The following is a 23358-nucleotide window of genomic DNA, read 5'->3' as shown; positions in this document are numbered from 1 at the left end:
GGACGATTGCCGCTTCTAGTACTGCGCGTCGTGCTCGTCGGACTCGGCCGGGGAGTACTTCGGCGCGTGCCGGTCTTCCTCGATCAGCTCGTTGGGCTTGCGGCCGTGGCCGGGTCCGATGTGCGCCTCGTCGCGCATCCGCTCGACCATGTACGGGTAGTGGAGCTCGAACGCCGGACGCTCCGAACGGATGCGGGGCAGTTCGGTGAAGTTGTGCCGCGGCGGCGGGCAGCTGGTGGCCCACTCCAGGGAGTTGCCGTAGCCCCACGGGTCGTCCACGGTGACGACCTCGCCGTAGCGGTAGCTGCGGAAGACGTTCCACACGAATGGCAGCGTCGAGGCGCCGAGCACGAACGCGAAGATCGTCGAAACTGTGTTGAGCGTGGTGAATCCGTCCGTGGGCAGGTAGTCGACGTAGCGCCGCGGCATGCCCTCGTTGCCCAGCCAGTGCTGCACCAGGAACGTGCCGTGGAAGCCCAGGAAGGTGGTCCAGAAGTGCCACTTGCCGAGTTTCTCGTCGAGCATGCGTCCGGTCATCTTCGGGAACCAGAAGTAGATGCCGGCGTAGGTGGCGAACACGATCGTGCCGAACAGCACGTAGTGGAAGTGCGCCACCACGAAGTACGAGTCGGATACGTGCCAGTCCAGCGGCGGGCTGGCCAGCAGCACACCGGTAAGGCCGCCGAACAGGAAGGTGATCACGAATCCGACCGAGAAAAGCATCGGTGTCTCGAATGTCAGATGGCCCTTCCACATGGTGCCTATCCAGTTGAAGAATTTCACGCCGGTCGGCACCGCGATGAGGAAGGTCATCGCGCTGAAGAAGGGGAGCAGGACGGCGCCGGTGGCGAACATGTGGTGCGCCCACACCGCGACCGACAACGCGGCGATGGAGATCGTCGCATAGATGAGGCCCGTATAACCGAAGCAGGGCTTTCGCGAGAACACCGGGAAGATCTCCGAGACGATGCCGAAGAACGGCAGCGCCACGATGTAGACCTCGGGGTGACCGAAGAACCAGAACAGGTGTTGATAGAGCATGACGCCGCCGTTGGACGGGTCGAAGATGTGGGCGTCGAATCTGCGGTCTATCTCCAGTCCCATCAGCGCCGCGGTGAGGATGGGGAAGGCCAGCAAGACAAGGATCGACGTGACGAAGATGTTCCAGGTGAAGATCGGCATCCGGAACATCGTCATCCCAGGCGCGCGCAGGCAGATTACGGTGGTGACCATGTTGACCGCGCCGAGAATGGTGCCCAGGCCGCCGACGGCCAGGCCGAGAATCCACAGGTCGGCGCCGGAACCCGGCGAGTGAAGCGCATCCGAGAGCGGGGTGTAGGCGGTCCAGCCGAAGTCGGCGGCGCCGCCGGGGGTGATGAACCCGCCGAGGACAGTCAGTCCGCCGAACAGGAACAGCCAGTAGGCGAGGGCATTCAGCCGGGGGAACGCGACATCCGGCGCGCCGATCTGCAGCGGCAGGATGTAGTTCGCGAATCCGAACACGATGGGCGTCGCGTAGAGCAGCAGCATGATCGTGCCGTGCATGGTGAACAGCTGGTTGAACTGCTCGTTGGACAGGAACTGCTGTCCGGGGCGGGCCAACTCGGCGCGCATCAGCAGCGCCATCAACCCGCCGACCAGGAAGAACGAGAAGGCCGTGAACATGTACATCATGCCCAGGACCTTCGGGTCGGTCGTCGTGACCCACTTGTAGATGTAGCCGCCCTTGAGGCCGTGTGTGGGCGGGTAGGGGCGCGCGAGTGTCGGTCGAGGTACGGTCGCGGTCATTGCCATCTCCCAACCCCGGAATGTCCCGGGCGAATCACAACGATCTGGACTTGTGGCGCTGCGGTCCGGTTCGTCGATTCGCTCGTCGGCGAGCGCGTCGAAGGACCCCGGCTGGACCGGCTGGTTCAACGCTAACCGGAATCGTCGACGCGCACAGTCAGTCCGACAGGATTGGTCCGCCGAACCCCGCGGTCGGCGGACCAATCCCTGCAATTGCCCGGATTACTCGTGGGTAGCCGGTGCGTGCCGGTCTTCCTCGATCAGCTCGTTGGGCTTGCGGCCGTGTCCGGGGCCGGCGTGGGCCTCGTCGCGCATCCGCTCGATCATGTACGGGTAGTGCAGCTCGAACGCCGGACGCTCGGAGCGGATGCGTGGCAGTTCGGTGAAGTTGTGCCGCGGCGGCGGGCAGCTGGTCGCCCATTCGAGTGAATTGCCGTAGCCCCAGGGGTCGTCCACGGTGACGACCTCGCCGTATCGGTAACTACGGAAGACGTTCCACACGAACGGCAACATGGAGGCGCCGAGGACGAACGCGAAGATCGTCGAAACTGTGTTGAGCGTGGTGAATCCGTCCGTGGGCAGGTAGTCGACGTAGCGCCGGGGCATGCCCTCGTTGCCCAGCCAGTGCTGGACCAGGAAGGTCCCGTGGAAGCCGATGAACGTGGTCCAGAAGTGCCACTTGCCGAGCTTCTCGTCGAGCATGCGCCCGGTCATCTTCGGGAACCAGAAGTAGACGCCCGAATAGGTGGCGAACACGATGGTGCCGAACAGCACGTAGTGGAAGTGGGCGACCACGAAGTAGGTGTCGGTCAGGTGGAAATCGAGCGGCGGACTCGCCAGCAGCACGCCCGTGAGCCCGCCGAACAGGAAGGTGACCACGAATCCGACCGCGAACAGCATCGGTGTCTCGAAGGTCAGATGACCCTTCCACATGGTGCCTATCCAGTTGAAGAACTTGATGCCGGTCGGTATCGCGATCAGATAGCTCATCGCGCTGAAGAAGGGGAGCAGCACCGCTCCGGTGGCGAACATGTGGTGCGCCCACACGGCCATCGACAGCGCCCCGATCGAGACGGTGGCGTAGATGAGCCCGGTGTAGCCGAAACAGGGCTTGCGCGAGAACACCGGGAACACTTCGGAGACGATGCCGAAGAACGGCAGCGCCACGATGTACACCTCGGGATGGCCGAAGAACCAGAACAGGTGCTGATACAAGATGACGCCGCCGTTCGACGGGTCGTAGATGTGCGCGCCGAATCGGCGGTCGATCTCCAGGGCGGCGAGCGCGGCGGTCAGCACCGGGAACACCAGCAGGATCAGCACGCTGGTGACGAAGATGTTCCAGGTGAAGATCGGCATGCGGAACATGGTCATGCCGGGGCAGCGCAGGCAGATCACTGTCGTCACCATGTTCACCGCGCCGAGGATGGTGCCGAGGCCGGAGACGGCCAGCCCCAGGATCCACAGGTCGGCGCCCGATCCCGGCGAGTGCAACGAGTCGGACAGCGGGGTGTAGGCGAACCAGCCGAAGTCCGCGGCGCCGCCGGGGGTGATGAAGCCGCCGACCACGGTCAGCCCGCCGAACAGGTACAGCCAGTAGGCCAGGGCGTTGAGCCTGGGGAAGGCGACGTCGGGCGCGCCGATCTGCAGCGGCAGGATGTAGTTCGCGAACGCGAACACGACGGGCGTCGCGAACAACAGCAGCATGATCGTGCCGTGCATGGTGAACAGCTGGTTGTACTGCTCGTTGGACAGGAACTGCTGGCCCGGCCGCGCCAGTTCGGCGCGCATCAGCAGGGCCATCAGCCCGCCGACGAGGAAGAACGAGAACGTGGTGAAGAGGTACATCAACCCGATGGTCTTCGGGTCGGTGGTGGTGATGAGCTTGTAGACGAACGATCCGCGCAGCCCCCGCACGGCTGGATGGGGCCTGGTCAGGACCGGGCGTGCCTCGGTGGTGGTCATCGTCTGCTCACCTCAACTCACTTCCTCACCGTCTGAAGCACCAATCCGATCGGAATACTCACCGCGAGAAGGACGATCAGGAGCCGGTACAGGCGCGGCATTGGTCCGGGTTCGGCGCCGCGGATGCCGACGAGCATCACCAGCAGCGTCAGTGTCAGTGCTACCGCGCCGATCCCGAGCAGCCAGGTCTGGCCGGTCACCGTGCCGACGATCACCGCCACGTTGGCGGCGTTGAACACGGCGGCGAGGCCGAGTGCCCGTCGCGGCGATTGCGGTTGCTGCGACAGCGTCGCGTAGCCGAGGCCGATCGCGAACTGGCAGGCGCCGGCGACCAGGACGAGGTAGGCGACGGACCAGGTGCCGTGCTCGGTCGGGTTGTGGGCGGTGGCGGCGGCGAGGATCCCGCCGATCACGATCGCCGCCGCGCCCGCCACTTCGAACGGCAGGGCGCCTGGTCGTCGCGTGGACAACTGCGGTGGCACGGGTGCGGCGGTCGGCCGGGTGTGGTCGACCGCCGATCTCTCGCTGGTGGTTTCGCTCTCGTCGATGCGATCCGTACCGACACCGCAATTATTCACGGCTCCCACTGTAATAAATAGTGAAGTGGGACACCAGACCCCCTGAGGTGCCGGTTCGTCCCCGGTGCTCAGTTGCGGACCCGGATCGTCCCGTGCGCGCCGCGATCGCCGTTGACCATCACGTGATCGAGGAACTGGTAGGTCCCGGGTTCGGGGAAGGCGAGCTCGACGAAGCCACCCTGTCCGGGTGCGAGTGCGAGCACCTGGCTACCGCCGTGCTCGGGGTTGTCCGGTCGCAGCAGGTAGCGGCCGCCGGCGAACACGGTGTCGAACTGGCCGCCGACGACGTGGAACGAGAGGGCTGCGTCGGGCCCGGCATCGACGACCCAGATACGCACGCGATCACGGGTGTTCACATCGATTGTTTGCCTGTCGTACTGGTTCGGGACGCTGTTGAACGCGGCGGACCCGCGTGCGGACGAGGTGGATTCGACCAGCAGGTATTCGCCCGCGACCGGGGCCAGTCCAGGCGGGTTCACGACGATCGCGCCCGTCTCGTCGGTACCGCCGAAGTCGTCGGGGCCCTCGGCGCCGTTGCGGCAGCGGTACAGTCCGGCGCCGCCGCCGAGCGCGGTCAGTCGATAGATCGTGGCATCCGGTTCGGTGCGGACCGAGTCCGTGGCGAGTCCGCCGAATCGGCACGCCCCACTGTGGGCTCCCTTCACGGTGACGACGAAGGTGTCGCCTGGCCGTCCGTGCAGCACCGGGGCAGGGCTGCCGTGCGCGATGTCGACCGTGTGGACGCTTGCCGGGCCCACCGGCGGCAGCGCGGGATCGCGTGGGCTCATGTCGACGCGCGGGCGCGGATTGTCCTGTGCCGCCCTGTCCTGTGCTGCGGTGTCGTGGCCCGCGGTGGTCCCGGGCGGCGCGGCCCCGGAGTGGGCCGCGGCCGGATCCCAGGCGACCCCGGCCACGACGGCCAGTACGACCGCGACCAGGCCGATCGAGGCGCGGCCCGCGCGCTGCCCGGCGCCGATCTCGGGCGGGCGGACCCGCGTAGGAGCCCGGGTGCGGTCGACCGGCACGTCCTCGGCGCGGTGGGTCGCCACGACCGCGGCGATCGTGAGCGGTACGAGGGCGGACATCGACACGACAACGACTGCGCCGCAGGTCCATCGGACGGCGTCGGGTACCGGCAGCACGCACAGCAGCAGTGCGGCATTGGTCGCGACGACCCGCGCGCCGCCCGCGCGATCGAGCATCGCGGTCGCCGCCTGCGTCGCGGACGGGCGGCGGCCCAGCACCACGGGAAGCAGGTAGGACAGCGCCCCGAAGAGCACCTGGCCGAGGAACCCCACCGCGAAGGGAATCGCCAACGTGCGCAGCCGTTCCCCGGCCGTGTGCCAGTCGGGGCCGGCGAACAGCGACACCGCCAGCGCGATCAGGGTGCCGATCAGCCATGCGACGCCGGACAGTGCGGACAGCGTCGGGAACGAGACCGGCGGCTTGCGCCGGGCCTCGTCGACGTGCGGGCGCAGCACCAGCACGACCGCCGCCAGGTACAGCAGCACCCCCGCGCCGGCGAGCGGGCGCAGGCCGCCGAGCGCGCCGCCGGCGATGACCGCGACACCCGCGGGCAGCACGAACAGGCCACGGGCCGCGGCCTTCTCGACGCCGTCGGCCATGCGGGTGCGCAGCATTGTCGGCCACAGCGTCACCAACGTGCCCAGCACGGCCAGTCCGATCCAGCCCAGCACGTTGACCGCCGCGTGGGCGACGAGGAACCGGGCGTGCCAGGTCCCGGGCAGCGCGCCCGCGGCCATCGCGATGCCGAGCCCGATGCCGATGGGCAGGCAGCACCCGGAGGCGATGTAGTACCGCACCATCGGGCCGAAGCGTGACGGCAGCGACGTGCGAAATCGGTGTAACAGCGCGACCGCATGCCAGACGATCGCGGTCCCCGAGGCCAGCCCACCGCCCAATACCACGGGCCACCACGAGGACGCGGATGTGTGGCCGAGGCTGTAGCCCACGACCACCGCGGCGGCGCCGGAGTTGAACAGCGCCAGCCGGGCCGCCTGGCTGCGCCGGTCGGCCTGGTGCGGCAACCGCAGCACCGACTCGGTGAAGTACCAACTCCAGATCAGGATGGCGTTGCTTCCGGCGCCGAGCGCGAGCAGGTGCACGAGCAGCCAGTACGAGTCCGGTGCCGACCGTCCCGCGACGGCGACCGCGAACAGGGCCAGCAGCCACGCGAACACGATCGACCCGGTGCGCAGATGCCAGGGCCTCATGCGGCCTCGTTCCGGCCCGCCGCGGTCGGCCGGCGGGATCGGTGTGGCCGGCTGTGTGATTGCGCTGCAGGAGTCTTCGTCGCCGACCACACGGCCACCGCGACGAACGCGAGCACCGAGACGACGTTCAGCACACCAGCGATCTGCACGGCGGCGGCCACGTCGAGGCTGTCACCGATCCCGATGCGCACCAGCAACGACAACTGCAGCAGTACGGCCGGCCCGTACATGACCGCACTGTAGGGGAGCGGTCGCCGCAGCACCGCCGGGAAGATGATCGGCGCGTGCGCCATGATCATCGACATCACGAAGCCGAGGAACACCGAGTGCACTACCGCGTCGTACGACGCGCCGGCACGGGTGGACCCGGCGAACAGCCACCAGCACGCGGTGACCGCGAGCCAGCCGTAGCCGGCCAGCAGGCAGGCGGCGCTGAACCGTGGAAGCCCCTTGGAGTGCAACGTCTTTCGTGCGACATCGTAGTTGCACAGCCAGGCGACCAGCGTGATCAGTGCGGCGCCCAGCAGCGGATAGCCGGCTGCGGGCCACAGCAGCGACACCGTCAGCGCCGCCGCCACAGCGACCGAGATCAGCACGGCCAGCGGCTCGGCGCGGGGGTCGCCCAGGGCGATCCGGGCCAGTTCGAGCCGCTCGCCGGAGATTGTCAGGACCAGGAAACACACCAGCCACGGCAGCAGCGAGGGCACCGGTACGTCGGCCGCCCACAATGTTGCCGCCCCCACCCCGAGTATCGCCCCGATGGCCTGGATGAGTACCGCGGCGGCGTGATTGCGCCGCCACAACGGCACGTACAGCGCGGCGAGCGCGACGGTGCCGGCGAGCAGCAGTGCCGCCCCGACCTCGCGGGACGTGGGGGTGACCAGCGAGACGGCGCCGATGCCCAGGGAGGCCGGTGCGAGGTATCCCCAGGCGCGGCCGAGCGCCACGGCGCGTTCGAGCGCGACCACCGTGCCGACGAAGCCGAGCGTCATCAGGATGCCGTGGGCCCGGGCCAGCGAGGCGCCGGTCACGGGGGAGGAGACGCCGAGCAGGAGCAGCGCGGCGTCGAGCCCGGCGAGCAGGGCGAACCCGCCCGGGATCAGCAGCAGCAGGCGGGGCAGGCCGGAGCGCCGCCGCGCATCATCCATGGCCCGGATCCGCCGCGCTCAGCACCAGTCGGCAGGCGCCCGGCTCGGCGAAGGGGATCAGGTCGGTGCGATCGGCGGTGCCGCCGAACACTTCCAGTGCGCCGCGCACGATCCCGAGGTGCACCTTGCACACCACGTCCGGGTAGCGCTCGGCCGCGTCGAGCAGCGGGCAGCGTCGCAGCGCGGCGGTCGTGCACGCGGCGTCGGGCTCGGGCGCGAAGCCGAGACCGCGCAGCAGTTCCATCACCGCGGCGTTCGGTGCGGCGGCGGGGTCGGTCGCGCCGGGAACGGCCGGTAGCGCGACGGCGAGTTCACGGCCCCACTCGCGTCCGGCGGCCAGGGCGTCGTCGGCGGGGTGGCTGCTGGTGCGCTGGATGTGGCCGGCCAGCGCAGTGGCCAGTCCGGCGTAGTCCCGCACTCGCACATCGGGTTCGGCGCGATCGGTGGCGCGGTACAGCCAGGCGGGGCGGCCCCGGCCGGAGCTCGGTGCGCGGGTCTTGCTGACGACGTCGAGCTGGACCAGCGCCTCGAGGTGCTCGCGGGCGGTGTTGGTGTGCACGCCGAGCTCGGCGGCGAGGTCCGCGACGAGGACCGGCACATCCTTGCGGCGCAGGTGGTCGAGCACCTGCGCCCGCTGCCCGGACAGGTGCGGCCGGTCCTGCGGCGGCAGCGCGGGACGAGGGCCGGGTTCACTCGGTCTATTTACCACGGAAATAACTGTAGTAAATTGGCGCCGGAGGGGCCACCCGGCCGCCTCAGACATTCCGGGGCGAGGATCCCAGTGCCGGCGTCGCCGGCCACCCCGGACGGCATCGTTCGAGAGGTCAGGGAAGAGATGGCAACAAGCGAAGTCGTGATGGCGACGACCGCGGAAGACGCGGCGGCGCTCGAGGACCTGCGGGCGCGGCACGCGGAGATCAACGGGCGACTGGCCGCACTGGTCGAGTCGCTCATCGGCGCGGCCGGGGCGAGCCTGTCCGCGGTGCACCGGGACGGCGCGGACTTCGTGGCCTCCACGCTGCTGCCGCTGCTGGCGGCCGAGAACGGTGAGTTGTACGCTCCGGCAAGGGCTTCCGGCCGGACGCGCCTGTTCGCCGACGCCGCGTTGGCCGCGGTCACTTTGCTCGAGGTCGAGGCGGACCGGTTCCTGCGGGCCGAGGATCAGGCACGGGCGATCGCCGCGGCCGAGGGGTTGCGGGTGCTGGTGGCGGCCCGCTTCGCGGCCGCCGACGAGTTGCTGGTGCCGGCGGTCGCGGCCGACCCGGCGACCTCGCTCGCCGAGCTGGTGGCGAAGCTGCCGGAGTCGGGCAGCGGGGCCTCCGGTGAGGTGAACGGCGGTGCGGGCCACGGTCACGGCGGCTGCAGTTGCGGCGAGCACGACGACGAGGTCCCGGAACTCGACGTGCGCACGATCCCGCATGCGATCCGGCACGCGACGGTGTTCGGCGCGTTCGACGCGGTGCCCTCCGGCGGCTCGATGATGCTCATCGCCCACCACGATCCGATCCCGCTGCTGCACCAGCTACAGGAGCGCAGCGGCGGCCGCCTCCAGGTCGACTACGAGGAGCGCGGGCCCGAGGCGTGGCGCCTGCGGCTCAGCCGCGTCTGAATCGCGTCGGAAGTCCTTCTCGGGCAACCATTCCGCTCAGCGGCGGCGGGTGAGGCGTCGTGCTCCCAGCAGCAGCACGAGCAGTGCCAGCCCGCCGCCGAGGACGAGCCCGTACCGCAGCACCTGCGTTCGCTCGTGTTCGGGCGTGGCCTGCACCTCGACGTGGTGCGCGACCGCGGCCGCCGGGGGAGCGGCCACGGTCGGCAGGGTCGGGGTGGTCCCGCCTACCGAGCCCGGCGCGACCAGCGTGCCGACGGCCGCCTCCCGGGGCAGTGCGAAGCCGTAGTCGAGCAGCTCGGCGGCCTGGCGCCACGGCACGATCGGCTTGCGGGTGCCCTGCATCAGCGTGACCACCAGCCGGCGTCCGCCGCGTTCCGCGGAGCCGATGTACGTCTGCTGTGCGTCGTCGGTGTAACCGGTCTTGCCGCCGAGCGCGCCTGGATAGCCGACGAGCAGTTCGTTGTCGTTGGCGATCATGAAGCCGGGGTGGTCGTGGTCGCCGGGGATCGCGGGATCGGCGGGATAGCCCGGGAACTGTACGGGTGGCGCCGCCACCAGCTCGGCGAAGGTGGGGTTGCGCATCGCGTCGCGGAAGAACAGCGCCAGATCGTAGGCCGAGGTGGACATGCCGGGGCCGTCGAGACCCGACGGGGTCGCCGCACGGGTGTCCAGCCCGCCGAGGGTGTGTGCCAGCGCATTCATCTTCTCGACCGTCGCCCGGTCGCCGCCCAGCTGGGCCGCGAGCGCGTGCGCGGCGTCGTTGCCGGAGTTCATCACCAGTCCCTGCATCAACTGGCGGTTGGAGTAGTGCCCGCCCGGCCCGATGCCGACCCGGCTGCCGTCCGCGTCCGCATCGGCCTGGGTTCCGACGACGACCTTGTCCAGGTCGAGGTTCTGCAGCGCGACCATCGCCAGCAGCACCTTGATCGTGCTGGCCGGTCGGTGCCGGCCGTGGGGGTCCTTGGCCGCGAGGACCTCTCCGGTGTCGAGGTCCGCGAGTACCCAGCCGGCGGCGGAGACGTCCTGGGGCAACGGCGGCGTGCCGGCCGCTTGGATCGCCCCGCAGGCCCGCAGGCCCGGGCCGCCGACGGGCTGCGTCGGCACCGGCACCGGCGGGGGCGCGGTCTGGCCCGGAGAGGGCACCTCCGAGCGGTCCACCGGTGGCGGGGGACTGATCCGATACGGGCACGCGTCGGTGTTCGGTGTCGTCACCGGCGCCGCCGGGCCGGGATCGGTGACGGGCGCGGCGGCCGCCGGGGTGGCCGTTCCGGGGACGGCGGACAGGCCGGCGAGCGCGAGCGCGGTCGCCACGGCCGCAGCGCGAATGGAGGGCTTCATCGACTCAGCAGGCTAGACGGTCGGGCCGATGCGCGGAAGTGCGGTCGGCCGTTGTCCGGTGCGGGCCGTGGCCGGTCGGGCCACGGGACGGTCAGGCCTGCGGGGCCTCGAGCAACGCCATCGCCAGCGTGCCCAGCTCGTCGGCCAGCGCCGCCCAGGATCTGCCCGCGTCTTGACCGGCCTCGCCACCATCGCCGTCGCCGACTTCTCGGTCGCGTTCGGCGGCCGCGAGCGAGGTGATGACGAAGCGGCACATCAGCGCGACCCGGCGCCGGCGCGCGGGCTCGGGCAGTTGGGTCAGCCGGCTGGAGATCTCCTCGAGCAGGTCGCCGAGCACCCACAGTTCGTCGGTGTCCGGGTTGTGCTCGCGCGACGGTCCGGCCACCCCGGGCCGCACGGTCATCTCGAGGGGCGCGGCCGCCAGCCACTGCTCGTTGAAGCGGGCCCAGTGGCTCGGCCGGTGCCGGGCGATCTCCGCGACCAGCGGGTCGAGGTAGGCGCGCAGAAGGGTGCGCAGCTCGAGCGGCCCGGCCACGCGTTCGCGTGCCAGGATCGCCGCCCGCTCGGCGTTGACCGGCAGCGCATGCAGCCGCCACACCGTGTCGAGCAGTGCATCCCACGACCCGAAGTGGTACGTGATCGCGGAGTTGTTGCGGTGTCCCGCCGCCTTGATGACGTCCCGTGCGGTGACGCCGTGGAACCCGCGCTCGCCGATCAGCCGCTCGGCGGCGCGCGCAAGTGCAGTCTTACCTGGTGAGAGTTCATCGTTCATGATTAAGAACACCATCTTATTCTGAGCCGTCTTTGTTGGCTTCACTCGATCGGAGAATGCTCGTGACCGCTCGTCGAAACCGGGTAACACGTCGTCAGATGATGGGAGTCGTGCTCGCCGCGTCGGCCGTGTTGGCCGCCGCGTGCTCGAGCGGCGGCGGCTCATCGGCCTCGGCGCAGGCCCTCAAGCCCGGTGAGCTGCTCACCAGCCGGCCGCTTACCGATGCCGCCGCACTTCCCGGCGCGGCCGGCAACAAGCTGATCACCTACATGTCCGACGACTCGAGCGGGAACCCGATCGTGGTGTCGGGCACCGTCTCGGTGCCGAAGTCGGCGCCGCCGAAGGGCGGCTGGCCGGTGATCAGCTGGGCCCACGGTACTACCGGCTACGCCGACACCTGTGCGCCGTCCGCGGACACCACCGACGGCCCCGACCACGACTACCTCGGGCCCGTCGACACCGTGCTGAACCAGTGGCTGGACAAGGGATACGCGGTCGTGCAGACCGACTACCAGGGCCTGGGCACCCCGGGCGGGCATCCCTACGTCGACGGAACCAGCGAGGCCAACACGGTCATCGACATCGTGCGCGCCGCGCGGCAACTCGACTCGTCGATCGGCAAGAACTGGGCCGTCGTCGGCCACAGCCAGGGCGGCCAGGCGGCGCTGTTCACCGCGCAGGACGCGAAGAAGCGGGCGCCGGAGCTGGACCTGAAGGCGGCCGTGTCGATCGCGCCGGGCGGCGTCGGCCTGAGCCAGACCGTCGACTACGTCAAGACCAACCAGCCGGGCGCCGAGGCAGCCGAGGCCTTCCTGCCGGTGATGATCCTCGGGGCCGCCGCGGCCGATCCGGCGATCAACCCCGACGCGATCCTGTCGCCGGAGGCGAAGCCGCTGCTCACCGCGGCCCGCACCGGGTGCCTCGCGCAGATCCGTGAGGTCAAGCCGATCCCGCCGACGCAGTTCTTCGCGCCCGGGGCCGATCTGGCGCCGGTCACGAACTTCCTCAAGAAGCAGGACCCGGACCTGGTCAGCCCGGCCGTGCCGACCATGATCGCGCAGGGCACCGCCGACACGGTTGTCGCCAAGCCGGGTACCGACGCTTTGGTCAAGACCTACTGCGGCAAGGGCATCGACCTGGACTACCGCACCTACCCGGGGCAGGATCACCGCGGTAGCGTCCCGGCGTCGCTGCAGGATGCGCAGGACTTCGTCGCGAAGGCGATGGCCGGCCAGAAGACCCCGACCACCTGCCAGGCCTGATCGCGGCGGTCACGCCGACCGCGTGCCCGCCCGACTGTCGGAGCCAGCCGCGGTTGACACAGGGCAGCCGGGCCGCACGGCGCGCTGGGCGCGCCTTCTCACACACAAATCGAGCCGGATCCGGGTGAACCCCGTTTTCGGCTCGATTTGTGTTGGGAAAGGCGCATGGGAGCAGGTGCGCACGGGGCCGGGCGTGAGCGGGGAGCAGGAACGCGCGGGAGCCGGAGCGCGCAGGGCACAGGCAACCGCACCGGACCGACCACACAGACGAGAGAGGACCCGACCGAATGGCCGGGCCCCCTCTCGTCGTCCTACCGGGACCGCCGGGCGATCAGCGCGCGAACAGCAGTGCGCGCTTGACCTCCTGGATGGCCTGGGTCACCTGGATGCCGCGGGGGCACGCGTCGGTGCAGTTGAAGGTGGTGCGGCAGCGCCACACGCCGTCGACGTCGTTGAGGATGTCGAGACGCTCGGCGGCACCCTCGTCACGGCTGTCGAAGATGAAGCGGTGCGCGTTGACGATTGCCGCGGGGCCGAAGTAGCTGCCCTCGTTCCAGTACACCGGGCACGAGGTGGTGCAGCACGCGCACAGGATGCACTTGGTGGTGTCGTCGAACCGGGCGCGGTCCGTCGCCGACTGGATCCGCTCGCGGGTCGGCGCGTTGCCGTGCGTGATCAGGTACGGCTTGATCGCGCGGAACGCGTCGAAGAACGGCTCCATGTCGACGACCAGGTCCTTCTCGACCGGCAGGCCCTTGATGGGCTCGACCGTGATGGTGACCGGCTTGCCGTCCTTGGGCAGCAGGTCCTTCATCAGGATCTTGCAGGCCAGGCGGTTGACGCCGTTGATCCGCATCGCGTCCGAGCCGCACACGCCGTGCGCGCAGGAGCGACGGAAGGTCAGCGTCCCGTCGAGGTAGCCCTTGACGTACAGCAGCAGGTTCAGCATCCGGTCGGTCGGGAGGGCCGGGACCTGGAAGGAATCCCAGTGCGCGCCCTGACCGTCCTCCGGGTTGAACCGGGCGATCTTGAGCGTCACCATCGTTGCGCCCTCGGGAACGGGGGGCAGGGCAGGTGCATCCACAGCAGGCGCCGACATCAGTACTTACGCTCCTTCGGCTCGTAGCGGGTCTGGACCACGGGCTTGTAGTCGAGCCGGATGTCCGAGATGAGCTCGGTTCCCTGCTTGTAGGCCATGGTGTGCTTCATGAAGTTCGCGTCGTCGCGCTTGGGGAAGTCCTCGCGGGCGTGTCCGCCGCGCGATTCCTTGCGGTTGAGCGCGCCGACGACGGTGACCTCGGCCATCTCGAGCAGGAAGCCCAGCTCGATGGCCTCGAGCAGGTCGCTGTTGAAGCGCTTGCCCTTGTCGTGCACGGTGATGTGGTTGTAGCGCTCCTTGAGTGCGCGCACATCGCTCAGCGCAGTGGTCAGCGTCTCCTCGGTGCGGAACACCGAGGCGTTGTTGTCCATCGTCTGCTGCAGTTCCTTGCGGATGTCCGCGACGCGCTCGTGGCCGTGATCGGAGAGGATCAGCGCGAGCCACTCCTGCACCATCTTGGCCGGCTCCTCCGGCAGCGGCACGAACTCGGCGGACAGCGCGTACTCGGCGGCGGCGATGCCGGCGCGACGGCCGAACACGTTGATGTCGAGCAGCGAGTTTGTGCCGAGACGGTTCGCACCGTGCACCGACACGCAGGCGCATTCGCCGGCGGCGTACAGGCCCGGCACGTGGTCCTCGTTGTTGCGCAGCACCTCACCGTGGATCTTGGTGGGGATGCCGCCCATCACGTAGTGGCAGGTCGGGTAGACCGGCACGAGCTCCTTGACCGGGTCGACGCCCAGGTAGGTGCGGGCGAACTCGGTGATGTCGGGGAGTTTCTCCTCGAGCACGTCCTCGCCGAGGTGGGTGACGTCGATGTAGACGTAGTCCTTGTTCGGTCCGGCGCCGCGGCCCTCGAGTACCTCGAGCACCATCGAGCGGGCGACGATGTCACGCGGCGCGAGGTCCTTGATGGTGGGGGCGTAGCGCTCCATGAACCGCTCGCCCTCGGCGTTGCGGAGGATGCCGCCCTCGCCACGCACGGCTTCGGAGATGAGGATGCCCAGGCCGGCGAGGCCTGTCGGGTGGAACTGGTGGAACTCCATGTCCTCCAGCGGCAGGCCCTTGCGGAAGATGATGCCCATGCCGTCACCGGTGAGGGTGTGCGCGTTGGACGTCGTCTTGTACATGCGGCCCGAGCCGCCGGTGGCGAACACGATCGACTTGGCGTGGAACGTGTGCAGCTGACCGGTCGCGAGTTCGTAGGCGACGACGCCGGTGGCGACCGGTCCGTCCTCGGTCTCGGTCAGGCACAGGTCCAGCGCGTAGTACTCGTTGAAGAACTCGACGTCGTGCTTGACGCAGTTTTGGTACAGCGTCTGCAGGATCATGTGGCCGGTGCGGTCCGCGGCGTAGCAGGCGCGGCGGACGGGAGCCTTGCCGTGGTCGCGGGTGTGGCCGCCGAAGCGACGCTGGTCGATCTTGCCCTCGGGGGTGCGGTTGAACGGCAGCCCCATCTTCTCGAGGTCGAGGACCGCGTCGATGGCCTCCTTGGCCATGATCTCGACCGCGTCCTGGTCGGCGAGGTAGTCGCCGCCCTTGACGGTGTCGAAGGTGTGCCACTCCCAGTTGTCTTCCTCGACATTGGCGAGCGCCGCGCACATGCCGCCCTGGGCGGCACCGGTGTGGCTGCGGGTGGGGTACAGCTTGGTCAGGACCGCGGTGCGGGTGCGCGGTCCGGCCTCGATGGCCGCGCGCATGCCGGCGCCGCCGGCACCGACGATGACCACGTCATAACGATGTTCTTGAACACTGGGTTCCGACATGAAGTCTTAGCTCCCCTAGCTCGCCGAGATGTTGGGGTCGAAGGTGAAGATGACGTACGTGCCCAGGCCCATGATGAGGATCATCGAGATCAACAGCAGGGTGTTGAGCCAGAAGCGCGTGGAGTCCTTGCGCGAGTAGTCCGAGATGACCGTGCGCAGGCCGTTGCCGCCGTGCAGCTGGGCGAGCCAGAGCATCAGCAGGTCCCAGCACTGCCAGAACGGGTTGGACCAGCGGCCCGCGACGAAGCCGAAGTCGACCCGGCGGACGCCGTCGCCCAGGACCAGCATGATGAGCAGGTGCCCGAGCACGAGCACGAGCAGCGCGACGCCGGACAGACGCATGAACAGCCAGGCCAGCAGTTCGAAGTTGCCGCGCTTGGCCTTGCGGGGGGAGCGGGGGTTGTCCAGGCTGGCGGGACGGTCGTACTCACGTCCCAGGGTTTTGGCCTCGGTCATGTTCAGAATTCCTCGATGATGTGCTGGATGATCCGGATCGCGCCGGGGATCATCACGACGAACCAGATCACGACGATCGTCCAGAGCATCGGACGCTGGTACTTGCAGCCCTTGGACCAGAAGTCGACGAGCATCACGCGGACGCCGTTGAGTCCGTGGTAGAGGATGGCCGCGACGAGCGCGAGCTCCATGAACCCGACGATCGGGTTCTTGTAGGTCTCCACGACGCTGTTGTAGGTGTCGGGATTGACCCGGACCAGAGCGGTGTCGAGCACGTGAACGAAGAGGAAGAAGAATGTGAGGACGCCCGTGATCCGATGTAGGACCCAGGACCACATGCCCGGGTCGCCCCGGTAGATAGAGCGGGTGCGCTCCCGTTCGGGTGCGACTTCTGCCGTACTGGTCATCGAGTGCAATGCCTCCAACGTCTGGGTACGTCGGACCCGATAGACGTGGTCGACTGCAAAAGGTCCCTGCAGTGCTCCGGCGGGTGTGACTCCCGACGGGGGATCTTGCAGCCAGGCGTCAGGGTCGACGGGAACCTGAACCGACCACTGCACTGTAAACCCACGACAAGGGTGGCACTAATTCACGCCTGGTATAAGCAGGACGGGTGTTCAGAAGTTAGGTTTGCCTGCCCTTTTCTCTGAATGCGTTGCGCGCGAAGCGCAGCCGCGCGTACGTCGTCGTGAAAGGATGGTCGCTGTGTCGAGAGTGGACTGGAATGTGTTGCGCAGCACTGCGATTGATATCCGTTCCCGGGCGTACGCGCCGTACTCGGGGTTTCCGGTGGGGGCGGCCGGGTGGGCCGAGGACGGTCGGGTGGTGGCCGGCTGCAATGTGGAAAATGTCTCACTGGGGCTGACGCTGTGCGCGGAATGCGTACTCGTCGGTAACTTGATTTCGGCTGGTGGCGGACGGCTCGTGGCGCTCGCCTGCGTCGACGGGCAGGGCGCGGCGTTGATGCCGTGCGGACGGTGTCGCCAGGTGCTCCTCGAACATGCCGCGCCCGGGATGCTGATCGATGCCCCCGACGGCCCGGTCGCGCTGGCCGACCTGCTGCCGCACGCGTTCGGTCCCGATCAGGTGGCGCGCGGCGAGCTGGGCGGGCATCGTGCATGACGCCGTGTCGGTCATCCGGGACAAGCGCGACGGCCGGGAACTGTCGGCAGAGCAGATCGACTGGGTGATCGGCGCGTACACCGCCGGCGAGGTGGCCGACGAGCAGATGTCGGCGTTGGCGATGGCCGTCGTATGGCGGGGGATGAGCCGCGCGGAACTGTCCCGGTGGACCGCGGCGATGATCGCGTCCGGCGGCCGGCTCGACTTCACCGCGCTGACCCGGGCCGGCCGGCCGCTGCCGACCGTGGACAAGCACTCGACCGGCGGGGTCGGCGACAAGATCACGCTGCCGCTGGCGCCGCTGGTCGCCGCATGCGGCGCGGCCGTGCCGCAGCTGAGCGGCCGCGGTCTCGGCCACACCGGCGGCACCCTCGACAAACTGGACGCGATCCCCGGCTGGCGCTCGGACCTGACCCCGGCCGAGATGGACCGGCAGTTGGTCGACGTCGGCGCCGTGGTGTGCGCGGCCGGGTCGGGGCTCGCGCCGGCCGACAAGAAGCTCTACGCCCTGCGGGACGTGACCGGCACCGTCGAGTCGATCCCGCTGATCGCGAGTTCGATCATGAGCAAGAAGCTCGCCGAGGGCGCGGGCGCGCTGGTGCTCGACGTCAAGGTCGGGTCGGGCGCGTTCATGAAGGACATCGACGACGCGCGGGCGCTCGCCGCCGCCATGGTCGAACTCGGCTCCGACGCCGGACTGTCGACGGTGGCGCTGTTGACCGACATGGACACCCCGCTCGGGCTCACGGCGGGAAACGCGCTCGAGGTGACGGAGGCCGTCGAGGTGCTCGCCGGCGGCGGCCCACCCGACGTGGTGGAGCTGACCGTGGCGTTGGCGCGGGAGATGCTGGCCGCGGCCGGGATCGACGGCGTCGACCCCGCCGACCGGCTCGCCGACGGGCTGGCGATGGACAGGTGGCGGCGGATGGTCCGCGCGCAGGGCGGCGACCCCGCCGCGCCGCTGCCGCGTGCACGGCACGAGCTGACGGTGCGCGCCGACCGATCAGGGGTTGTCGGGGCCGTCGACGCGATGGCGGTCGGGATGGCCGCCTGGCAGCTCGGCGCCGGACGGAGCCGGCCCGGGGATGCGGTCAGCCTCGGTGCCGGGGTGCGGCTGCACGCCAAACCGGGCGACGCGGTCACCGCGGGGGCGCCGATGTTCACCCTCTATACCGACGATCCCGCCCGGCTCGACCGCGCCACCACGGCGCTCACGGGTGGCTGGCGGATCGGCGACCGGCCCCCGCCCCCACGCGCACTGGTCAAGGAACGGCTCGGTGAACAACCGTCGCACGGCGGGCGCGGCGCCCGTGCCGGCGGTAGCGTCGAACCATGACGACTGCGCGCACGCCCGCGCCCCTGGACGAACGGTTCCTCCGCATCGCGCCGAAGGTGCTGCTGCACGACCACCTCGACGGCGGGTTGCGGCCGGCCACGGTGCTGGATCTGGCGCGCGAGCACGGGTACCCGGATCTGCCGGCCGACACCCCCGAGGGGCTGGCGCACTGGTTCCGCACCGCCGCCGACTCGGGCTCGCTGCCGCGGTACCTGGAGACCTTCGTGCACACGGTCGGGGTCATGCAGCAGCGGTCGGCCCTGGTTCGCGTCGCCCGCGAATGCGCCGAGGACCTGGCGGGCGACGGTGTGGTCTACGCAGAGGTCCGGTTCGCCCCGGAGCAACACCTCGAGGGCGGGCTCGACCTGGACCGCGTCGTCGAGGCGGTGCTCGAGGGCTTCCGCGAGGGCGAGGCCGTGGCGCGGGCCGACGGGCGGTCGATCCGGATCGGTTGCCTGGTCACGGCCATGCGGCACGCGGCGCGGTCGCGGGAGATCGCCGAACTGGCCGTCCGGTTCCGCGATCGTGGCGTGGTCGGCTTCGACATCGCCGGCGCCGAGGCGGGGCACCCACCGAGCAGGCACCTCGACGCTTTCGAGTACATGCGGCAGGCCAACGCGCACTTCACCATTCACGCGGGCGAGGCGTTCGGTCTGCCGTCGATCCACGAGGCCATCGCATTCTGCGGGGCCGACCGGCTCGGGCACGGCGTCCGGATCACCGACGACATCGCCGATCTCGGCGACGGCGCGGCCCCGGTACTGGGACTGGTCGCGAACTACGTGCGCGACAAGCGGATCCCGCTCGAACTGTGCCCGAGCTCGAATGTGCAGACCGGGGTGGCCGCGAGCCTGGACGAGCACCCGTTCGACCTGTTGGCGCGGTTGCGTTTCCGGGTGACCGTCAACACCGACAACCGGCTGATGAGCGACACCACGATGAGCCGGGAGATGGCGAAGCTGGTGCGCACCTTCGGCTACGGCTGGAGCGAGCTGGAGCGGTTCACGATCAACGCGATGAAGTCGGCCTTCATCCCGTTCGATCAGCGGCTGGAGTTCATCGACGGCGTGATCAAGCCTGGCTACGCGGTCCTGGTCGGTTGACGGCTTTCCCCGGTGGGCGCCGGACCGCGCCGATACCGTGACGTCATGAGTGCGCTGTCGCATGCCGGTGAACCGCACACCATGGGATCGTTGGGCGCCAAGCTGAACTGGCTGCGCGCGGGGGTGCTCGGTGCGAACGACGGGATCGTCTCGACGGCCACCAGCGCCCGCGGGCCGATCCTCACGGCGGGGATCGCCGGCCTGGTCGCCGGCGCGGTGTCGATGGCGCTGGGGGAGTATGTCTCGGTCTCGACCCAGCGGGACACCGAGCGGGCGCTGCTGGCGAAGGAGAGCCGCGAGCTGACCGAGACCCCGGAGGCCGAACTCGAGGAACTGGCCGGCCTGTACCGGGCCAAGGGGCTCGGTGACGAGACCGCCCGGCAGGTGGCGACGGAGCTGACCGCGCACGACGCGTTCGCGGCGCACGCCGAGGTGGAACTGGGGATCGACCCGTCCGAGCTGACCAATCCATGGCACGCGGCGGTGTCGTCGGCGATTTCCTTCACTGTCGGCGCGGCCCTGCCGTTGCTCGCGATCCTGCTTCCGCCGGCGGACGCGCGGATTCCCGTCACCTTCGCGTGGTGCTGCTGGCGCTGGCGCTGACCGGTTCGATCAGTGCCCGCCTCGGCGGCGCGAACCCGCGCCGGGCGGTGCTGAGGGTGGTGTTCGGCGGTGCGGTCGCCATGGTGGTGACGTTCGCCATCGGTGCGCTCGTCGGCGCCACCGGGGCCGGCTGAGCCGCCCGCGTTCCATACGCCGGCGCCCGGCAGAGCCCGGCTCAGTGCTTGCGCAGGCGTGCCTCGAAGCCGTGCTCGAGTGCGCGCCACGCGTCGGCCTCCGCGTCGAACGGGGCGCTCGGCGCCAGCCGGGTCGGATCGGGACGCAACACGAACGAGAACAGCCAGCCGAGCGGATTCGACGTCACCAGCGCGGACTTCACCGAATCGTCGTCGGCCCAGTCGGCCGCGTCCGAGACCAGTTCGACCGCCAGTTCCAGCTGCTCGGCGTCGATTGCCGCGGGACCCTCGGCGATGTCCTCGGCCAGACCCGGCAGCACGTACACGTTCTCCTCGGTGACCTCGATCTCGAGGGATCCGTCGGTGGCCGCGTGGACGATGTCCTCGTAGGTGCTGACCTGGGCCAGATCGTGGTCGTGCGCATCGGCCAGGTACCGGGCCAGCGCCCGCTCGGAGGCGAACACCGAGATCAGCCCACCGCGTCCGAGGAACACCGGAGCGTCGTCGAGGTAGCACCGCAGCGAGTAGTAGGTGCCGTCCCGGGTGATGATCCGGACCGGGTCGATGCCGACCTCGGACCAGAACGACTCGTCGTCCCCGTCCTCGTCGCTGTCGGTCGGACCCGACTCGTCTTCGTCCAGCAGATCCAGGTCCTCGTCCGCCTCGTCGACGTCGTCGGTGTCGACCTCGTTCTCGGCGGCCGCGAGAAGCTCCGCCTCGGCCACCGCGACCGCGGCCTGGTCGACGTCGGGGGTGGTGATGATGTGGTCGACGGCGTCGAGGACCGCGTCCCAGCCCTTCGCCACGGCGAGGCCGATGTCGGTCCAGAGCGCCTCGCCGTCCTTGCCGTAGAACGTGGACATGCCGCTGGACACCGCGCCGAGGACCGGGTTGGCGTGGAAGAACCGGGTGACGACGTCGAGTTCGCAGACCTCGCCGATCGACCGCACGATCGACAGGCAGCCCTCGAGCTCCGCGACGATCTCCGGGCTCGGGTCGCCGGCGGCCATCTCGGGCACGCCGATCAGGTCGTAGCTGTGCTCGTCGTCGGGTTCGAACTCGTCGGCCGAGAGCGCCGCGAACACCGACCACGACGGGTGCTCGTCGAGGTCGTGCTCCTTCTCGGTCCGGATGAAGGCGACCAGTTCGGCGACCGATTCGAACCCGAACAGGTCCTCGTCGCGACCGAGGAACGCCTCCCATTCGTCGTCGCCCTCACGCCACTCCGGCGCCCACAGGGTGACCAGGTCGCCGTCGGTGAGACCGAGTTCGATGGGGACGATGTCTCCTGCCATGCGCGGAAGCCTAGCGAGATTTACTGAGAACTGTCGTCCGCGGGGTGGCCGGGGCCGATGGGGCCGCAGGTACGGAGACCGGTCCCGGCGCGGAGGGGAGCGCGATGGGCTCGGTCAGTGTCTGCATCGCGGCGCCCTGACCCGCGAGTTGCTGCTCCACCCCGACCGCCACGGTGATCGCCTTCCCGAGGTGTTCGAGGGCCGCGCCGAGCAGTAGCACCTGCCCCTCGAGGGTGCCGCGCATCGGTGTCAGGTCGCGGGTGATCCGGGCGAACGATTCGAGCAGGCCGTCCAGTTCGGCGGCCCCGGTCCCGACCGTCCCCGCGGCCCGCGAGACCGTCGCGGCGATCTGTGCGCCGCGCTCGGCGAGGTCGGTGACCGCCGCGGTCACCGTGTGCAGCTTGTCCAGCGCGGAGGCTGCGGCCGGGCCGTTCCAGGCGGCGTCGAGCTCGGCGATCGCGGCGGAGCCCTGCTCGTGCAGCGTGGTCAGGCCGTCGGTGGCCGCCGTGAGCGCGGCGGCCGGTCCGTGCGGACCGAGCACCCCCGAGCCGAGTCCGTCGGCGAGGTCGGCGATGGGGCGCACCAGCGCATCCACCGGGCGGGCGAGCGGGTCGCTCATCGCAGGGCCGCCAGCTCGTCGGCGGCGCGGCGCTCCGCGTCCGCATAGGCGCCGGCCGTCGCGTGCGCGGTGTCGGCGACGTCGCGGATCAGCCCGGCCAGCGAGATCAGCGCCTCGCGGTGCCGGCTCTGGGCCGCGTCGCAGGAGGCGACGAATTCGCCTCCGACACAACCGAACACCGGCCGCAGATCGAACCCGGCGGCGTCTCCGACCGCGGCGGCGGCGTGCTCGGCGTGCTCGGACAGTCCGGCGATCCGGTCGGCGGCCGCTGCCATGGCCGCGGTGTCGGCACGCAGGGTGCCCGTGGTGGTGCTCGTGTCGCTCATGTGTGCGCCTCCCCTGATGGCCCTCCCCGGATGGCGGTGGGCCGGTCACCTCGTTGGACGGGGCAGACGGCGAACCGGTTCCCGCGCCAGGGCTTCCGCGATCCCGCACCGGAGCGAGGGCGACCCCCGAGATCGGTCGTGCACGGGCGTCGTTGTGCCTACGCTTGCGGACATGGACGTGCTCGTCGTCGACCATCCGCTGTGCCGCTCCCGGCTCACCACCCTGCGTGACCAGCGCACCGACAACGCGGCGTTCCGCGGGGCGCTGCGTGAGCTGACCACGATGCTGGTCTACGAGGCCTGCCGCGACGCCGCGCTGACCGAGATCGACGTGCAGACCCCGGTCGCCACGACGACGGGGGCGCGGCTGAGCAACCCGCCGCTGCTGGTGCCGGTGCTGCGCGCGGGACTCGGCATGGTCGAACAGGCCCAGGCGCTGATCCCCGAGGCCCAGATGGGTTTCGTGGGGCTCGCCCGCGACGAGGACTCGCACCTGCCGGTGCCGTACCTCGAGGCGCTGCCGCCGGACCTGAGCGCCCGCTCGGTGTTCGTGCTCGACCCGATGCTGGCCACCGGCGGCTCGATGGTGCACACGGTCGACCTGCTCGCGGCCCGTGGTGCGGTCGACATCACCGCCGTGTGCGTGGTGTCCGCGCCCGAGGGCCTGGCGGCGCTCGAGCGGGCGGCGCCGACGGTGCGTGTGGTCACCGCGGTCGTCGACACGGGTCTCAACGACGACGCGTTCATCGTGCCGGGGCTCGGCGATGCCGGTGACCGCCAGTTCGGTCCCCGCTACCTGTGAGCG

General features: G+C 69.8%; 21 protein-coding genes and 1 pseudogene. 7 read left to right on the top strand and 15 right to left on the bottom strand.

The features are described 5' to 3' along the window. Window positions 1-15 precede the first annotated feature (15 nt). The 6 genes from ctaD (G4X40_RS01845) to G4X40_RS01820 form a co-directional block, all read right to left on the bottom strand. Window positions 16-1788, bottom strand: a complete 1773-nt coding sequence (gene ctaD / locus G4X40_RS01845; RefSeq protein WP_277829768.1) for an aa3-type cytochrome oxidase subunit I — start codon at window positions 1786-1788, stop codon at window positions 16-18. Window positions 1789-2010: 222 nt separating this feature from the next. After that, window positions 2011-3753, bottom strand: a complete 1743-nt coding sequence (gene ctaD / locus G4X40_RS01840) for an aa3-type cytochrome oxidase subunit I (RefSeq protein WP_277829767.1) — start codon at window positions 3751-3753, stop codon at window positions 2011-2013. A gap of 17 nt (window positions 3754-3770) precedes the next feature. Further along, window positions 3771-4331 carry a hypothetical protein gene (locus tag G4X40_RS01835; RefSeq protein ID WP_277829765.1) on the bottom strand — a complete coding sequence of 187 codons (561 nt, stop codon included), beginning with the start codon at window positions 4329-4331 and terminating at the stop codon, window positions 3771-3773. Between the two features lie 68 nt (window positions 4332-4399). Next, window positions 4400-6565, bottom strand: coding sequence for a copper oxidase (locus G4X40_RS01830; RefSeq protein ID WP_277829764.1), 2166 nt, complete (start codon window positions 6563-6565; stop codon window positions 4400-4402). Continuing rightward, window positions 6562-7713, bottom strand: coding sequence for a hypothetical protein (locus G4X40_RS01825; RefSeq protein WP_277829762.1), 1152 nt, complete (start codon window positions 7711-7713; stop codon window positions 6562-6564). The genes G4X40_RS01830 and G4X40_RS01825 overlap by 4 nt, the downstream gene beginning before the upstream one ends. Beyond that, window positions 7706-8422: a helix-turn-helix transcriptional regulator gene (locus tag G4X40_RS01820; protein WP_277829760.1), complete on the bottom strand. Its 717-nt coding sequence runs from the start codon at window positions 8420-8422 to the stop codon at window positions 7706-7708. The genes G4X40_RS01825 and G4X40_RS01820 overlap by 8 nt, the downstream gene beginning before the upstream one ends. 126 nt (window positions 8423-8548) lie before the next feature. On the opposite strand from G4X40_RS01820, the gene G4X40_RS01815 reads away from it, so the two are divergent. Further along, window positions 8549-9322 carry a DUF2249 domain-containing protein gene (locus tag G4X40_RS01815; RefSeq protein WP_277829759.1) on the top strand — a complete coding sequence of 258 codons (774 nt, stop codon included), beginning with the start codon at window positions 8549-8551 and terminating at the stop codon, window positions 9320-9322. 36 nt (window positions 9323-9358) lie between these two features. Here the strand turns inward: G4X40_RS01815 and G4X40_RS01810 are convergent, their stop codons facing one another. Both G4X40_RS01810 and G4X40_RS01805 read right to left on the bottom strand, forming a co-directional pair. After that, window positions 9359-10660 (bottom strand): D-alanyl-D-alanine carboxypeptidase family protein, encoded by a 1302-nt coding sequence (locus tag G4X40_RS01810; RefSeq protein ID WP_277829758.1) that lies wholly within the window; start codon window positions 10658-10660, stop codon window positions 9359-9361. Window positions 10661-10751: 91 nt separating this feature from the next. Next, window positions 10752-11432 carry a TetR/AcrR family transcriptional regulator gene (locus G4X40_RS01805; protein ID WP_277829757.1) on the bottom strand — a complete coding sequence of 227 codons (681 nt, stop codon included), beginning with the start codon at window positions 11430-11432 and terminating at the stop codon, window positions 10752-10754. 98 nt (window positions 11433-11530) lie between these two features. Between G4X40_RS01805 and G4X40_RS01800 the strand changes: the two genes are divergently transcribed. Then, window positions 11531-12694: an alpha/beta hydrolase family protein gene (locus tag G4X40_RS01800; RefSeq protein WP_277829756.1), complete on the top strand. Its 1164-nt coding sequence runs from the start codon at window positions 11531-11533 to the stop codon at window positions 12692-12694. Window positions 12695-13025: 331 nt separating this feature from the next. On the opposite strand, the gene G4X40_RS01795 is transcribed toward G4X40_RS01800, so the two are convergent. The 4 genes from G4X40_RS01795 to sdhC are packed head-to-tail and all read right to left on the bottom strand — an operon-like array spanning window position 13026 to window position 16422. Beyond that, window positions 13026-13793 (bottom strand): succinate dehydrogenase iron-sulfur subunit, encoded by a 768-nt coding sequence (locus G4X40_RS01795; RefSeq protein ID WP_277829754.1) that lies wholly within the window; start codon window positions 13791-13793, stop codon window positions 13026-13028. After that, on the bottom strand, window positions 13793-15559 hold the full coding sequence (gene sdhA, locus G4X40_RS01790) for a succinate dehydrogenase flavoprotein subunit (protein WP_277829753.1): 1767 nt from the start codon (window positions 15557-15559) through the stop codon (window positions 13793-13795). The genes G4X40_RS01795 and sdhA overlap by 1 nt, the downstream gene beginning before the upstream one ends. A 15-nt stretch (window positions 15560-15574) precedes the next feature. Continuing rightward, complete coding sequence (locus tag G4X40_RS01785; RefSeq protein ID WP_277829751.1) at window positions 15575-16015, bottom strand: succinate dehydrogenase hydrophobic membrane anchor subunit; 441 nt, start codon at window positions 16013-16015, stop codon at window positions 15575-15577. A 2-nt stretch (window positions 16016-16017) separates the two neighbouring features. Continuing rightward, window positions 16018-16422: a succinate dehydrogenase, cytochrome b556 subunit gene (sdhC, locus tag G4X40_RS01780; protein WP_277829750.1), complete on the bottom strand. Its 405-nt coding sequence runs from the start codon at window positions 16420-16422 to the stop codon at window positions 16018-16020. A gap of 289 nt (window positions 16423-16711) precedes the next feature. On the opposite strand from sdhC, the gene G4X40_RS01775 reads away from it, so the two are divergent. From G4X40_RS01775 to G4X40_RS01760, 4 genes and pseudogenes are all read left to right on the top strand, one after another. Next, window positions 16712-17137, top strand: coding sequence for a cytidine deaminase (locus G4X40_RS01775; protein WP_277829742.1), 426 nt, complete (start codon window positions 16712-16714; stop codon window positions 17135-17137). After that, window positions 17130-18473 (top strand): thymidine phosphorylase, encoded by a 1344-nt coding sequence (locus tag G4X40_RS01770; RefSeq protein ID WP_277829741.1) that lies wholly within the window; start codon window positions 17130-17132, stop codon window positions 18471-18473. Before G4X40_RS01775 ends, G4X40_RS01770 begins: the two co-directional genes overlap by 8 nt. After that, window positions 18470-19576, top strand: a complete 1107-nt coding sequence (locus G4X40_RS01765) for an adenosine deaminase (protein ID WP_277829740.1) — start codon at window positions 18470-18472, stop codon at window positions 19574-19576. Before G4X40_RS01770 ends, G4X40_RS01765 begins: the two co-directional genes overlap by 4 nt. Before the next feature lie 45 nt (window positions 19577-19621). After that, a pseudogene (locus G4X40_RS01760) lies at window positions 19622-20313 on the top strand (VIT1/CCC1 transporter family protein). Window positions 20314-20354: 41 nt separating this feature from the next. Here the strand turns inward: G4X40_RS01760 and G4X40_RS01755 are convergent. From G4X40_RS01755 to G4X40_RS01745, 3 genes are read right to left on the bottom strand one after another with little or no spacing between them, the layout of a single operon-like run. Then, window positions 20355-21608, bottom strand: coding sequence for a primosomal protein (locus G4X40_RS01755; RefSeq protein WP_277829738.1), 1254 nt, complete (start codon window positions 21606-21608; stop codon window positions 20355-20357). Window positions 21609-21618: 10 nt separating this feature from the next. After that, entirely contained in the window at window positions 21619-22227 is a 609-nt protein-coding gene (locus G4X40_RS01750) for a hypothetical protein (RefSeq protein ID WP_277829737.1), read from the bottom strand. Beyond that, window positions 22224-22553 (bottom strand): type VII secretion target, encoded by a 330-nt coding sequence (locus tag G4X40_RS01745; protein ID WP_277829735.1) that lies wholly within the window; start codon window positions 22551-22553, stop codon window positions 22224-22226. Before G4X40_RS01745 ends, G4X40_RS01750 begins: the two co-directional genes overlap by 4 nt. A gap of 172 nt (window positions 22554-22725) precedes the next feature. Here G4X40_RS01745 and upp point away from each other — a divergent pair, with 172 nt between their 5' ends. Beyond that, a complete protein-coding gene (gene upp, locus G4X40_RS01740) occupies window positions 22726-23355 on the top strand; it encodes a uracil phosphoribosyltransferase (RefSeq protein ID WP_277829734.1) in 630 nt (209 codons plus the stop codon). Window positions 23356-23358 lie beyond the last annotated feature (3 nt).

It is taken from the genome of Speluncibacter jeojiensis, from assembly GCF_029589495.1.
Classification (GTDB): domain Bacteria; phylum Actinomycetota; class Actinomycetes; order Mycobacteriales; family Mycobacteriaceae; genus Speluncibacter; species Speluncibacter jeojiensis.
This window is presented reverse-complemented; position numbering and strand designations above follow the sequence as displayed.